At 65.0% G+C, this 14,316-nt stretch carries 9 protein-coding genes; 4 read left to right on the forward strand and 5 right to left on the reverse strand.

All coding sequences use genetic code 11. The features are described 5' to 3' along the window. Positions 1-150: 150 nt before the first annotated feature. Complete coding sequence (locus RhoFasB10_RS20515) at positions 151-1,665, reverse strand: carboxylesterase/lipase family protein (RefSeq protein WP_068428244.1); 1,515 nt, start codon at positions 1,663-1,665, stop codon at positions 151-153. 115 nt (positions 1,666-1,780) lie between these two features. Then, positions 1,781-1,960, reverse strand: coding sequence for a hypothetical protein (locus tag RhoFasB10_RS20520; RefSeq protein ID WP_068428241.1), 180 nt, complete (start codon positions 1,958-1,960; stop codon positions 1,781-1,783). Between the two features lie 373 nt (positions 1,961-2,333). Between RhoFasB10_RS20520 and RhoFasB10_RS20525 the strand changes: the two genes are divergently transcribed. After that, positions 2,334-3,896, forward strand: a complete 1,563-nt coding sequence (locus RhoFasB10_RS20525; protein ID WP_157105369.1) for a trypsin-like peptidase domain-containing protein — start codon at positions 2,334-2,336, stop codon at positions 3,894-3,896. A 577-nt stretch (positions 3,897-4,473) separates the two neighbouring features. On the opposite strand, the gene RhoFasB10_RS20530 is transcribed toward RhoFasB10_RS20525, so the two are convergent. Continuing rightward, on the reverse strand, positions 4,474-6,249 hold the full coding sequence (locus RhoFasB10_RS20530) for a DEAD/DEAH box helicase (protein ID WP_157105368.1): 1,776 nt from the start codon (positions 6,247-6,249) through the stop codon (positions 4,474-4,476). Positions 6,250-6,376: 127 nt separating this feature from the next. Between RhoFasB10_RS20530 and RhoFasB10_RS20535 the strand changes: the two genes are divergently transcribed. Beyond that, on the forward strand, positions 6,377-6,994 hold the full coding sequence (locus RhoFasB10_RS20535) for a phosphoribosyltransferase family protein (RefSeq protein WP_167678296.1): 618 nt from the start codon (positions 6,377-6,379) through the stop codon (positions 6,992-6,994). 177 nt (positions 6,995-7,171) lie between these two features. Beyond that, the gene (locus RhoFasB10_RS20540; RefSeq protein ID WP_068428231.1) at positions 7,172-8,962 is read left to right on the forward strand and encodes a long-chain fatty acid--CoA ligase; all 1,791 of its coding nucleotides are present in this window, start codon (positions 7,172-7,174) and stop codon (positions 8,960-8,962) included. Positions 8,963-8,999: 37 nt separating this feature from the next. Here RhoFasB10_RS20540 and RhoFasB10_RS20545 read toward each other — a convergent pair whose 3' ends face one another. Next, positions 9,000-9,614: an alpha/beta fold hydrolase gene (locus tag RhoFasB10_RS20545; RefSeq protein WP_114328548.1), complete on the reverse strand. Its 615-nt coding sequence runs from the start codon at positions 9,612-9,614 to the stop codon at positions 9,000-9,002. A gap of 56 nt (positions 9,615-9,670) precedes the next feature. On the opposite strand from RhoFasB10_RS20545, the gene RhoFasB10_RS20550 reads away from it, so the two are divergent. Beyond that, entirely contained in the window at positions 9,671-13,060 is a 3,390-nt protein-coding gene (locus RhoFasB10_RS20550; RefSeq protein ID WP_167678298.1) for a TM0106 family RecB-like putative nuclease, read from the forward strand. Here RhoFasB10_RS20550 and RhoFasB10_RS20555 read toward each other — a convergent pair. Next, the gene (locus tag RhoFasB10_RS20555; RefSeq protein WP_240931358.1) at positions 13,057-14,274 is read right to left on the reverse strand and encodes an alanine racemase; all 1,218 of its coding nucleotides are present in this window, start codon (positions 14,272-14,274) and stop codon (positions 13,057-13,059) included. The two genes, RhoFasB10_RS20550 and RhoFasB10_RS20555, sit on opposite strands and share 4 nt — an antisense overlap. Positions 14,275-14,316 lie beyond the last annotated feature (42 nt).

The raw sequence follows: 14,316 nt of genomic DNA on the forward strand, positions 1-14,316 counted from the left end.
TTTCACCGTCGAGCCCCAACCCAACAGAACCCAGAACAGCATCCGCACCTCATGGGTGTACACCGGACGTCCCATCGCAACCATCCCCCAATGATCAGGCACGTTGCGATGACTGCTTGAGACCGCCTACATTCGCGCGCACATGGGGGCTCAGGTGAAGGCCACGACCTCCTCGCCCCACGCCCGCCGGAGCTCGTAGTCCGGATCGTCGACCTCCCGGTCCTGCTTGTCGATCAACAGTGTCGTCCGTGCGGTCTCGTCGTACCTCGTCCACGGCTCGCGGCCGTGCGCGAAGTCGATCCACCGCTGCTGCATGCGCCGTGCGACGGTCTGCGCAGCTCTGCGACCGCCAAGTTTGTACGTCGGATCCTTCGGAATGACACCGAAGTTGCCGAACACGTACGGCACCTCGGTACCGTGCGTCGCGCCGATTCCGGTCAGCCTGAACAGCGGCGATGCATGGTCGAACCGATAGACGTACGTCGGAGCGACCCGGCTGTGCGCCTCCGCGATCCACAAGGTCGGCATGCGGAACGCCGCGTCGCGGGAGATCTCCATCGCCGTCCTCTTCGACGGATAGTGCGGGTACGCGAGCGCGATCTCGGCCTCCTCGTCCTCCGGCAACTGTGGGTGATCAGCGGCGATGGCCTGGAACATCTCGTGAATCTTGTCGGGTGTGATCGGCATCAACGGCGACTTCATCAACTTGAACAGCGACGCTTCGTCCCGGTTGGTCCCGATCAGCAGAGGCACCTGCACCTGCCTCCCCTTCTGGAACGACGCCACCGGATAGTGCGGCACGATGTCGCCGTCCACGGTCGGTGCCACCGCCAACGTTCCGGGCACCTTCGACGGAATGTCCCGAACCAGCTCGGCGCCGACCCTAACGAAGTCGTCGACGGACAGCTCACGCAGCCGGTCCGCCTTCACCTCGGCCAGTTCGAGAAAACGCTCCGCGATCGACGACGCTCGCGCTGCGCCGTAGACCGACGTCGCAGGCGAGCTCTCCGCGATCGCACGATGAAACAAACCGTCGGCAGCAGGCGACGTCAGCAGGGTCGTGACGGCGCCGCCCCCTGCGGATTCACCGAACAGCGTCACGTTCGACGGGTCGCCGCCAAATGCACCGATGTTGTCGCGCACCCATTCGAGCGCAGCGATCTGGTCACGGAGACCCAGGTTCGTGTCGAAGTCCCCGAACGACGAGAAGTCCAGGAAACCCAGCGCCCCGAGGCGGTAGTTGATCGTCACGAGTACGACGCCGCCCTGCCGAACCAGGTTGCGGCCGTCGAACATACGTTGCGCAGACGACCCGATGAAGTACGCACCGCCGTGAATCCACACCATGACCGGAAGCCCGCTCGCGCTCTTGCCCACCGGGTCATTCCGCAGGCTCCACTCCCGCTCCGGTGCCCAGACGTTGAGGGTCAGACAGTCCTCCCCGAGCGTCAATCCCGGATCGATCGGCATCGGACCGTGCGCGCTCTGCGGCGCGATGTGTCCGAACTCGGTCGCCGCCCGCACGCCCGTCCACGGTTCCGGCGGCCGAGGTGCCCGCAATCGGAGATCACCGACGGGCGGTGCCGCGTAGGGCACTCCCTTCCACACGACGATGCCGTCGTCGACGACGCCTTCCACCTGGCCGTACCGAGTCTGCGCGATCACCGTGCAATCATGCGTCACGGACGAGATCCACGCGGGGTGTTGAGGTTCGCCTTTTTCACGAGCGAACTACCGGTGACTTCGCAGAACGACCGGAGGACGATGGAAGCCGACCTACCTACAAACGATCGGGCTTGTCGGTCAGAGCGGTATCCTCACCTGCTGCTATGTCGCGAAGCCACTGAGGGACGGGCTTGTTGTCGTATTCGCGCAGCTTGATGGACGCTCCTGCGGCGGCCGCGCGAACTCGGCGCTTTTGCTCCGGTGTCCAGGACCGGCGCGCTTCGGTGCTCGTCATGACTGCTCCTTGTAGGCACTGTGGGGTCCAATGTCGCTGGTGTGTTCGGTTTCCGCCAGGTCAGTGCCGGCTACCGTCACAGCGCAATCGGCCAGCGCCTGAAGTGTGTCCCGGTCAGTCCTGGCGATGAACGGGTGCTCGCTCGATTGTCAGCGCGGGTTCGTTGGTTGACCGTCAGAATCACGCCGACGACGGCGAGTAGCCCGACCAACAGGGTTATCCAGGCGTGTGAGGGCAAGTGATGGCCTTTCTACCGGTCCGGGGCGGGGGATGCCGGGACTGTAGGAGATCGCACCGACACGACGCCGTCGTTCCACCCGAGTCCAAGTCGCTTACAACCGGTCTCCAAGTGGACCCGGCCACAGTTCCTCCCATGACTACAACAGCCCGCAGAGCCTCTGCATCCGCTCTGGCGTTGATCGCCGGCGCCACCCTCCTGTCCGCATGTTCCTTCTCCATCGGCACCGGTGGCGACGCCGAGGCAGCTCCCGACGGCGCCGTCGAATTCGACGACCTGCAATCCGCGACGATCCAGCTCGAAGCGCTCGGCACCTTCGTCTCCCCGCAGGAAGGTGGATACGAGGCTGCGGGACGCGGTTCCGGATTCCTGATCTCGTCCGACGGTTACGCACTCACCAACAACCACGTCGTCACCGGTGCAGGCACCCTGAAGGTCTGGCGCGGCGGAGACCAGAGCGACACACTCGGCGCCCGCGTCGTCGGCTCGTCGGAATGCCTCGATCTCGCCGTCGTGAAGCTCGAAGGCGACGACTTCCCGTTCGTCGCCTTCCACGAGGGCGAGATCGACACCGCCGACGAAATCTACGCTGCCGGTTACCCTCTCGGCGATCCGACGTTCACGATGACCAAGGGCATCGTGTCCAAGGCCGACACGGCCGGTGACACCCCGTGGGCCTCCCTCGACCACGTCATCGAGCACGACGCGAAGATTCGCAGCGGCAACTCCGGTGGCCCGTTGGTCGACCCGGACGGCCGACTCGTCGGCGTCAACTATGCGGGCAACGACAAGTACGACACCAACATGGCCATCCATCGCGACGAAGTGCAGAACGTCGTCGACGATCTCAAGGACGGCAAGAACGTCCTCAGCCTGGGCATCAACGGCGAGGCACTGACCGACGACTCCGACACCGGCCTCGGCGTCTGGGTCAACTCGGTCGCGTCGGGATCCGCTGCCGACAAAGCAGGCATCGAAGCCGGCGACCTGCTGACCAGCATGGAAGGGGTCACCCTCGGAACCGACGGCACGATGGCCGACTACTGCAGCGTCCTGCGCACCCACGGCCAGGACGCGACGCTGTCCGTCGAGGTCTACCGCCCCTCGACCGATTCCTACCTACGTGGTCAGATCAACGGCGACGCGATCGAGGAAACCACCACCGTCTCGTCCCGGGTGTCGACTCCGCAGAGCGGCAGCAGCGTCTCGCAGACCAGCACCGGCGGGTTCACGACGGTCGAGGACAACGACGGTGTCGTCAGCGTCGACGTCCCGGCGGGGTGGAACCAGGTCGACGGCACCAAGTTCGTCGACGACCGGAACAACTACTTCTACGGCGTCGAAGCGAGCTCGAATCTCGAGCAGTACCAGGGCGGGTGGGGCGCGGTCGGCACGTCGGTGATGGCGTCCGACACCGCGGTGTCCAACTCCTCACCGGAGGATCTGCTGAACTGGGCGACGAAGTCTCTGCCGGAGTCGGGATGCGTCTCGACCGGCCGCGAGGACTACAGCGACGCGCTGCACACCGGCCGATTCGAGGTGTGGACCGGATGCGGCGAGACCGCAGCAACGTACATTCTCGTTGCGGCCAAGGCAGATTCGGGTCGCTACCTCACCCTGGTGGCCGTACAGGCCAACAGCGAGGCCGACCTCGACGCGGCGGACCGCGTGATGAACAGCTTCACGGTTGCGCTGTAGACAATTCCGACAGATCGAGGTTGTGCATTCGATTCACGATCGGATGCACAATCTCGAATTCGGCGCCTACGGCATTCTCCGCAATACTGACGTTCGGTTTTCTCGCTGACTCCGATTCCTCAGGAGTCTTTCGTCACCACCGTGAACGATCGGTGAATTCGACAAAGCGACCTACGGCCCTTTTGTTAAAGCCGAGAGTACTTTTCGTTACACCCTTTTGCGTGGTGGACCGAGCGTCTAGCGTGGGGTGCGGCGCACCGATGCGCCTGCTCCACACCCCTCATTGCAAGGAGTCACCATGTTCGACCTCGCATTCCTGTCCGATTTCTTCGGCGCCTTCTCCGACCTGTTCGGCGCATTGGACTTCTTCAGCGGATCCGCTGAACAGTAAAACGACTGCGCTGTTTCTATTTACAGCTCGGTCCGCGATAAACCGAAATGCCTCGGATCGAATTCGATCCGAGGCATTCGTATATCCGGTCTGAAACCGGGCAACCTTGCGCATCGATGAACCATCCACACCGTCTATCAGCTGTGGCGGGCCATCGATGCCGAAAGGGAGGGCACGGCGAGCAGATCAGTTACGCGGACGCTTACCCCGCCGGTCGCCGCCGAACTTGCCACCGCCGCGACCACCGCGGCCTCCCCCGGGAGGACCCTGGTCGGGCTGCAGCTGAATCAACACGCCGCTGATTCTGGTGCGTCGCAAGGCTTCCATGGTCTCGTCGGCCAAATCGGCGGGAAGTTCGACGAGCGAGTGATCGGGCCGAATGCTGATGTGCCCGAAGTCGCTTCGACGCAAGCCGCCCTCGTTCGCGATGGCGCCGACGATCGCACCGGGCACGACGTGATGCCGCTTGCCGACGGCGATGCGGTACGTCGCCATCGCCTGTCCGGTCTTGCGGTGATGCGAGCTGGCCGCATCCTCGTCGAAGCTGCGGGGCGGGCGCGGTTCGCGCTTCTCGCGAGGAGCACGCGGCGGGGCGGGCGGCTCCGGCTTGAGCAGGAATTCCTCGCCGTCCCGTGACTGGACGGCCAGCGCGGCGGCGATGTCGGCGAGCGGCACGTCGTGCTCGCGCTCGTAGTCCTCGATGAGCTTGCGGAACAGACCCAGGTTGGGCGAGTTCAGGCTCTCGGTGATGGAGTCGCCGAACTTCTGGACGCGCTGCGCGTTGACGTCGTCGACGCTCGGCAGTTGCATCTCGGTGATGGGCTGACGCGTCGCGCGCTCGATGGCCTTGAGCAGATGCCGCTCCCGCGGCGCGACGAACAGCAGTGCCTGACCGGCGCGGCCCGCGCGACCGGTACGGCCGATGCGGTGCACGTACGACTCGGTGTCGTGCGGGATGTCGTAGTTGATGACGTGCGAGATGCGGTCGACGTCGAGACCACGGGCCGCGACATCGGTGGCGACGAGGACGTCGATCGTGCCGTTCTTCAGCTGACCGATGGTCCGCTCGCGCTGCGCCTGCACGATGTCGCCGTTGATCGCGGCCGCCGAGAATCCCCGTGCGCGCAACTTGTCGGCGAGTTCCTCGGTGGCCTGCTTGGTGCGGACGAACATGATCATCGCTTCGAACTCTTCGACCTCGAAGATTCGAGTGAGCGCCTCGAGCTTGCGCTGATGCGCGACCTGCACGTAGCGCTGCGTGATGTTGGGCGACGTGGTGGTCTTGGTCTTGACGGTGATCTCGACCGGGTCGTGCAGGTACTGCTTCGAGATCTTGCGGATCGCGGGCGGCATGGTGGCCGAGAACAACGCGACCTGCTTGTACTCGGGGGTGTCCGACAGGATGCGCTCGACGTCGTCCTGGAAGCCCATCTTCAGCATCTCGTCGGCCTCGTCGAGGACGAGGTACTCGAGCTGCGACAGATCGAGCGTCCCCTTCTCGAGGTGGTCGATGACGCGTCCCGGCGTTCCGACGATGATCTGCGCGCCCTTGCGCAGCCCCGACAGCTGAATGCCGTAGGCCTGGCCGCCGTAGATCGGGAGGATGTGCAGACCGGGGATGTTGGCAGCGTACTTGCCGAACGCCTCGGCTACCTGCAGCGCAAGCTCACGCGTCGGCGCGAGAACCAGCGCCTGCGGGATCCGACGTTCGACGTCGAGGCGCGACAGGATGGGGATCGCGAACGCTGCGGTCTTACCCGTTCCGGTCTGCGCGAGGCCGACGACGTCACTGCCGTTCATCAGCGGCGGAATCGTGGCGGCCTGGATCGGCGACGGAGATTCGTAGCCGACGGCATGCAGAGCCTTCAGGACTCTCTCGTCGATACCGAGGTCCGCGAACGTCGCCTGTGCGCTGTCGTCGGACGAAACCGGGCTGGTGGAACTGGACTCGTCAGACGTCACGGCGGCATCCTGATTCGGCTCTGTTGTGCTCATATACAACCGAGTTTAGTCCCTGTCATGAACCGCCGATGACCTCGTGGCTGGATTGTCGAGCGAACGGCCGTCCGGCGTTCTAGCGTCGACAGTGATGATGTTCGCCGATCGTATGGAAGCCGGCCGCATCCTGGCCAAGGATCTCGGTCACCTCGCAGGGCAGAATCCGCTGGTACTGGCGCTGCCACGAGGCGGCGTGCCCGTCGCGGCCGAGATCGCCTCCGCGCTCGGGGCCGAACTCGACGTCATTGCTGTCCGCAAGCTGGGAGTACCGGGACAGCCCGAACTCGCGATGGGCGCGATCGGTGAGAACGGCACGCTGATCCTGAACCGCGACGTCATCGATCACCTGAGGATCACGGCCGACGACATCGACCACGTCAGACGTCAGGAAGAGATCGAGCTCGCGCGGCGTGCGCAGCGGTGGCGACGCCACGGCCCACGCTCGCGTCGGGGCAGGCTCGCGGTGATCGTCGACGACGGGATGGCGACCGGTGCCACCGCGGAGGCAGCCTGCCGCGTCGCCGCTGCCGAAGGTGCGGCGGGAATCGTGTTGGCCGTCCCGGTCGCGTCGCCCGACGCGGTTGCCCGCATCCAGCCGCTCGTGAACGAGGTCCGGTGCCGCGTCGACTCCCACCTCGACGGCGTCGGCGCTGCGTACGGCGACTTTCACCAACTGACGGACGACGAGGTCACCGCCCTGCTTCTGTGACCGAACCGACACTCGGTGTCGAGAATGTGACCCGTTACGGTTATTGTGCATTCGAGTCACACCTAACTCCGCAGGACAGGTCGGAAATTCGCAAACCGGACAACCATCGGTAGTGCACTACGGCTCGGAATGTGATGAAATGCACACCTATACGTCAGTTTTTCGGAGGGGATTCAAGTGCGCGAATATTCTGTGCCGGCATCATTCACCATTCCTGATGATGTCTCGATGGCCGATACCGTGTTTCGGTACGAGAAGGAGTCCCCCAACCTGGTGCCGTTCCAGCGTCTCGTGAACGGCTCCTGGGTCGACGTCACCGCGAAGCAGTTCGCGCAGGAAGTGGCAGGCGTCGCCAAAGGCCTCATCGCATCGGGCATCGAACTCGGCGACCGTGTCGCCATCCTGTCGGCCACCCGCTACGAGTGGGTCGTCCTCGACTACGCCATCTGGACCGCAGGTGGCTGCACCGTTGCCATCTACGAGACGTCCGCACCCGATCAGGCGCAGTGGATTCTCGAGGATTCCTCGTCCAAGCTCCTCGTAGTCGAGACTCCCGCCCACGCGGAGGCGTTGAAAGAGGTCACCGAAGGCGCCGCCGAGCTGCGTGAGGTTCTGCAGATCGATGCAGGCGCGCTCGACGAGTTGACCACCCGCGGCGTGGACGTCAGCGACGAGGACCTGCATGCCCGCCGCGGTCAGGTCACCGCGTCGTCGCCCGCGACGCTCATCTACACGTCCGGAACCACCGGTCGGCCCAAGGGTGTGCAGCTCACCCACTCCAACTTCTACGCCGAGACCAAGGCCGTTCAGCTCGCACTCGGCGACGCGATGAAGGAGGGCAGGCGGACGCTGATGTTCCTCCCGATGGCACACGTGTTCGCCCGTGCAATCTCGTTCGGCGCATTCGAGTCCAAGACGACCGTCGGACACACCTCCGACATCTCGACGCTGCTCGACCAGTTCGCCCTCTTCAAGCCCAACTTCATCCTGTCGGTGCCGCGTGTGTTCGAGAAGGTCTACAACTCGGCGAAGCAGAAGGCGCACGACGGCGGCAAGGGCAAGATCTTCGACAAGGCTGCCGCCACCGCGATCGAGTGGAGCGAGGCCAAGGACAAGGGCGGCCCCGGCCTGGTGCTGAACCTCAAGCATGCGCTGTTCGACAAGCTCGTCTACTCGAAGCTCCGCGCTGCACTCGGTGGCGAATGCGACCGCGCGGTGTCCGGAGGCGCAGCACTCGGCGCACGGCTGGGCCACTTCTTCCGCGGCGTCGGCATCCCGGTCTACGAGGGATACGGACTCACCGAGACCAGCGCGGCCGTCACCGTCAACACCACCAAGGACCAGCGCGTCGGCACCGTCGGTAAGCCGATCAACGGCCACGCGGCGAAGATCGCCGAGGACGGCGAACTGCTCGTCAAGGGACCGGTCGTCTTCGGTGGCTACTGGCACAACGACAAGGCGACCGCCGAATCCATCGTCGACGGCTGGTTCCACACCGGCGACCTCGGCTCGATCGACCAGGACGGCTTCGTCTCGATCACCGGCCGCAAGAAGGAAATCATCGTCACCGCGGGTGGCAAGAACGTCGCACCCGCTGTGCTCGAGGACGCACTTCGAGCGCACGCCCTCATCAGCCAGTGCCTCGTCGTCGGCGACGCCAAGCCGTTCATCGGCGCGCTGATCACGCTGGATCCCGAGGCGCTTCCCGGGTGGAAAGAACGCAACAGCATCGCCGACGGCATCGCATTCGACGAACTGTCGAAGCACGCCGACCTCGTCGCCGAGATCGACAAGGCCGTCGCCGACGCCAACAAGAAGGTCTCGAAGGCCGAGCAGATCAAGAAGTACAAGATCCTCGAGGTCGACTTCACCGTCGAGACCGGCGAACTCACGCCGACGATGAAGCTCAAGCGCAACATCATCCATCAGGAGCGTGGCGCCGAGATCGAGGCGATCTACGCCAAGTAGTCCTTTTCGTGTGACGTGCAGGTACCCGGCCTGCACGTCACACGTGAGAGAGCAGGAAATCCGCGGCTTCGAGCGTGACCGTGCGGTGGACCTTCTCGTGCAGAAGATCGTGGCCGGCGTTCTCGAACTCCCTCAGCCGGGCACCGGGGACGGACGGGATCCACTCGCGCACCGCGTCGATCGGGGCCATCCGGTCGTCGACACCGTGCATCGCCAGCAACGGCACCGTCGACGAGTTCAGATCCCCGGCCTTACCCGTCGTCGACGTCGGAGTTCCGCACAACACTGCGGAGACGAAATGATCCGGATCCTTGTGGAGGGCTGCTATCGCCGTCGCCGCGCCGAGGGAATGACCCATCAGAGCCATCGGCACGCCCGCGCGCTCGGACCTGGCGATCTCGGCGAGCTGTAGCGCGTTGTCGGCCAGACCACCGATCTGCGACGCGTCGGACAACTCCCCTTCGGTCAGTCCGTGGCCGACGTGGTCGACGGCCCAGACATCGATGTTCTCGCCGTTGAGCACGCGGGCGAGACGGTGGTAATGACCGCTGTTCTGTCCGAGACCGTGAAGAAACACCAGGACAAGACGTGGATGAGCTGTGGTCCACGAGCGGTAGTGGACAGCACCGGTGACTCCTTCGAAAAACGGCATTCGACTATTTTGCCTGGCTCGGTTCGATGTCGCAGCAGTCCCCTACAGTTGTCCGCGTGTTCCTCCTCGACGACCGGGTGGTCTTCAGCGCGAGCGACCTCTCCGCGGCAGCGGTGTGCGAGTACGCGCTGCTGCGCACGCTCGACGCGCACCTCGGCCGTGTCGAGGCAGGCGTCGCTGCTGCCGACCCGATGCTCGAACGCACATCGGCGCTCGGATTCGCGCACGAACGTCGGCAACTCGAGGCGTTCCAGAAACAATTCGGCGCCGGTGTGTCGATCATGCCGCGGCCGGAGCGCACGCGTGTCGCCTACGCCGACGCGAACGCGGCCACCGTCGAAACGGCGTTGTGGGGCTACGACGTCCTGTACCAAGCGACGTTCTTCGACGGACGATTCCTCGGATTCTGCGACTTCCTCGTCAAGGAGGATCGTGGCTATTCGGTCTACGACACGAAGTTGTCCCGGCACGCTCGGGTGCCTGCGTTGCTCCAGCTCGCCGCGTACGCCGACGCACTCGAGCGGAACGGCATCGAGGTCGCCGACTCGCTGCACCTGATGCTCGGTGACGGCACCACCACCGATCACGCGCGCAAGGACCTGCTGCCGGTCTATCGTCGTCAGCGCGCACACCTCGAGGACATTTTCGACGAGCACATCGCCGACGACGAACCCGTCGACTGGGCCGATCCGCGGTACACCGCGTGCGGCAGGTGCGACGCGTGCGAAGAAGAAGTGGTCGCGCGCGACGACCTTCTTCTCGTGGCGGGACTGAGCGGTGGCCATCGAGCACATCTGATCGACGCGGGCATCACGACGACGAGAACACTTGCAGCACACGACGGTTCGGTGGACGGAATCTCGCATCGCATTCTGACCAACCTGCGTTCGCAGGCGGCTCTGCAGCTCGCGCAGGCCGACAGCGGCGTCGCCGAATACGAGATCTTCGACGCCGACGCACTCGGCTCGATCCCGGAACCGGACCCCGGCGACATCTTCTTCGACTTCGAGGGTGACCCGTTGTGGGCAGAGCCGGGTTCCAACGACTGGGGTCTCGAGTACCTGTTCGGCGTGCTCGAAGCCGACGGCACCTTCCTGCCGTTCTGGGCACACGACCGCGCGCAGGAACGCCAGGCGCTCGGAGACTTCCTGGACTACGTCGTCGAACGGCGTCGACGCTTCCCCGGCATGCACGTCTACCACTACGCGGCGTACGAGAAGACGGCCCTGCTTCGACTCGCCGGACGTTACGGCGTCGGCGAGGACGTCGTCGACAATCTGCTGCGGCAGAACGTGCTCGTCGACCTCTACCCGATCGTCCGGTCGTCGATGCGGATCGGCGAACGCTCGTACAGCATCAAGAAACTCGAACCGCTCTACATGCCTGCCGATCGCGACGGCGACGTCACCAATGCGGCCGCGTCGATCGTCGAATACGCCAACTGGTGCGACCTGCGCGACGAAGGCCGCACCGAGGAGGCGGACGCCGTCCTGTCGGCCATCGCCGACTACAACGAGTACGACTGCGTCTCCACCATCCGGCTGCGAGACTGGTTGCTGGAGAGGGCATCCGAGGCAGGCGTCACACCAGATCCGATCTCCGAGATCCCCCTCGAGATCGACGATCAAGCGTCACCACTCGAACAGTCGCTTCGAGACTTCGCCGGCATCGGCGAACGAGACGCGGTGCGGCAGGCCGTCGCGCTGTACGGCGGATCCATCGGATATCACCGTCGCGAGCGAAAACCGTTCTGGTGGGCTCATTTCGACCGGCTGCAGAAGCCGATCGACGAATGGGCCGACGCTGCAGACGTATTCGTGGTCGAGTCGGGAACGATCGAGTCGGAGTGGTCGAAGACGACCCCACGGCAGAAGTTGCTCCGGCGACGTCTTCGTCTGATCGGCAACGGCGGCGTCGAGAAGTCCGTGCGACTGCTGTACGACCTGCCTGCCCCGGACGGCCTCGAACAACCGCACCCGACGTATCGCTCGTGCAGCCGAGGCGATGTCGTGGAAATCGGAGACACGTTCGTCGTCGTCGACGAGAAGCTCGCCGCCGGTGCGGACCCGTACGCCGACCTCCCGATGGCTTTGGCTCCGACGTCGCCGATTCCGTCGGCGAGTCTGGAAGCCGCCATCACCGCTGCCGCCGAGGAGGTGCAGCGGGGACTGCCGGACCTTCCGCGGACCGCCGTCGCCGACCTGACCTCCCGAGCGACACCGAGAACACTGTCCGGCAAGCCACTTCCGACGCTCGTCGGCAGCGACTACATCGGGGCCATTCGCACCGCATTGCTCGATCTGGACAACTCGTACCTGGCCGTCCAGGGGCCTCCCGGAACCGGCAAGACGTACACGGCCGCATCCGTCATCTCGACCCTGGTACGCGAGCATCGGTGGAAGATCGGCGTTGTCGCACAGTCGCATTCGGTCGTCGACAATCTACTGCAGGGCATCGCGAAAGCCGGTGTTCCTGCGCAGCAGATCGGCAAGAAGAAGGCACCCGACGGACTCACCGAACTCCGTGAAGGCGATTACCCGTCGTTCATCGGGGATTCCGTGGACGGCTGCGTCGTCGGCGGCACGGCGTGGGACTTCTCCAACTCGAATCGCGTCGAACCCGGCTCGCTGGATCTTCTCGTCGTCGACGAAGCGGGACAGTATTCACTCGCGAACACGATCGCGGTCGCGCAATCCGCTCGAAATCTGTTGCTGCTCGGCGATCCTCAGCAACTACCACAGGTCAGTCAGGGCACGCACCCCGAACCGGTCGACGAGTCCGCTCTGGGCTGGCTGTCGGCGGGGCACGGCGCACTGCCCGAGGACCGCGGATACTTTCTCAGTCGCACATGGCGCATGCACCCCGACCTGTGCGCACCCGTGTCGGCCCTGTCGTACGAGGGCAAGCTCTTCTCGAACGAGGCGCACACGCTGCAGCGGAACCTCGTCGGACTCCGCGCGGGCCTGCACACCGTGTACGTCGACCATCACGCGAACACCACCGACTCCCCCGAGGAAGCCGACGAGATCCGTCGACAGATCGAGAAGCTCGTCGGCAAGCAGTGGACCGACCCGAAGAACCACGACGGAAGCCGGGGCCTCGAACCCACCGACTTCATCGTCGTCGCGCCCTACAACGCGCAGGTGGCCCGCATTCGAGAACATCTCGACGACGCCGGTCTTGGGGACGTGCTCGTCGGAACCGTCGACAAGTTCCAGGGCCGTGAGGCACCGATCGCGATCGTGTCGATGACCGCGTCCAACCTGGGTGAATCACCCAGGGGCGCAAGCTTTCTCCTGTCGAGAAACCGACTCAACGTCGCGATCTCGCGCGGACAGTGGGCGGCATTGCTGGTGCAGTCGTCGACGCTGACGCAGTATCTCCCGTCGACACCGCACGGCCTCGAATCGTTGGGCGCATTCATGGCACTCGGCGAGACCGGCTAGCCGAAGTTCTTCCCCTCGCCCCGGTAGGTCGGCACGGTGGTGACGCTGCCGTCGGACTCGACGATGTGCAGCGCGTCGAACCGCTCGCACACCTCGCCTGCCTTGGCGTGCCGGAACCAGATACGGTCGCCGATCGAGATTCCGGCCCCGGCAACGGGTGTCTGTACCTCGCCTGCACCCTCGTTGCGCAGCAGTTTCAATCCGCCCAGCAGGAGGCCGCGCGCCGCGGACGAGACGGCGACAGGCGTCGGCACCCTCGATTTCGACGCAGGCCCCGACGCGATGTACCCGCCGCCGAACGCCGTCGCCACCGAGCGAGTGGGCGTCCGAACGACCGGAAGTGCGAAGTACAGAGCAGGATTGGGCGCGAACGCCTTGTAGCGGTCGAACAACGTCGGCACGAACAGACCGGAACCTGCAGTCACCTCGGTCACGACCGGGTCCGCACTGCTCACCTCGAGCGAGCCGGTCCCACCGCTGTTGACGAACTCCAGATCTCCGACGACGCCCGTCACTGCGTCGACGACAGCTCCTCTGCGCGTGCGTAACTCGGCGGCCGACGCGCGCTTGACCAGCTCGATGGCCACACTCGAATCGGGCAATCCGGCAATCTGCGCCTCGTAGAACATGATTCCGACGACGCGGAAGCCGCGGTCCTTCGCCCGCGCCGCGAACCGGGCGACCTGGTCGGGCTCACGGAGCGGCGAGCGACGCACCCCGAGATGCAGTGGCCCGATCCGCAGGGACGCGTCGACGTCGATGCAGATACGCGGCTTGATCCGGTCGGAACCGGCGGCGGCACGGATGATGTCGAGGTGGGCCACGTCGTCGACCATCAGGGTGATCCGCCCGGACAGCACTCTGTCGCGGGTGATCTCGGCGATGGAGTCGGCGTCGACCGTCGGATATCCCATCAGAACGTCCTGCGCACCGAGCCGGGCGAGCCAGACCGCTTCGGCGGGCGAGTAGGTCATGATCCCGCGAAAGCCGCTTCCTGCAGTCAGATTGGGACCGAGGACCCGTTCGAGCACGGCTCGGGTTCGCACCGACTTCGCCGCGACGCGCACCGGCGTGCCGCCTGATCGACGGCACAGGTCGGCGGCATTGGCGTCGAGCGCGACGGCGTCGACCGCCGCGAACGGTGGTCGGAGCGACTCGGTGGCGCGTGCGATGCGGTCCAACGCGGTACGGCCGTGCACGGTTCGTGGCAGCAGTGATGTCACGGAGTTCCTCGTCCTGTCGTCCGAAGGCAGTGT

This window comes from Rhodococcus sp. B10, assembly GCF_011770055.1.
In the GTDB taxonomy this organism is placed as follows: domain Bacteria; phylum Actinomycetota; class Actinomycetes; order Mycobacteriales; family Mycobacteriaceae; genus Rhodococcoides; species Rhodococcoides kyotonensis_B.

What these genes read in the sequence shown, in the direction of transcription:
- RhoFasB10_RS20525 (WP_157105369.1), top strand. Translation starts at nt 2,334, where the DNA reads ATGACTACAACAGCCCGCAGAGCCTCTGCATCCGCTCTGGCGTTGATC.
- RhoFasB10_RS20520 (WP_068428241.1), bottom strand. Translation starts at nt 1,960, where the DNA reads ATGACGAGCACCGAAGCGCGCCGGTCCTGGACACCGGAGCAAAAGCGC.
- RhoFasB10_RS20545 (WP_114328548.1), bottom strand. Translation starts at nt 9,614, where the DNA reads ATGCCGTTTTTCGAAGGAGTCACCGGTGCTGTCCACTACCGCTCGTGG.
- RhoFasB10_RS20535 (WP_167678296.1), top strand. Translation starts at nt 6,377, where the DNA reads ATGATGTTCGCCGATCGTATGGAAGCCGGCCGCATCCTGGCCAAGGAT.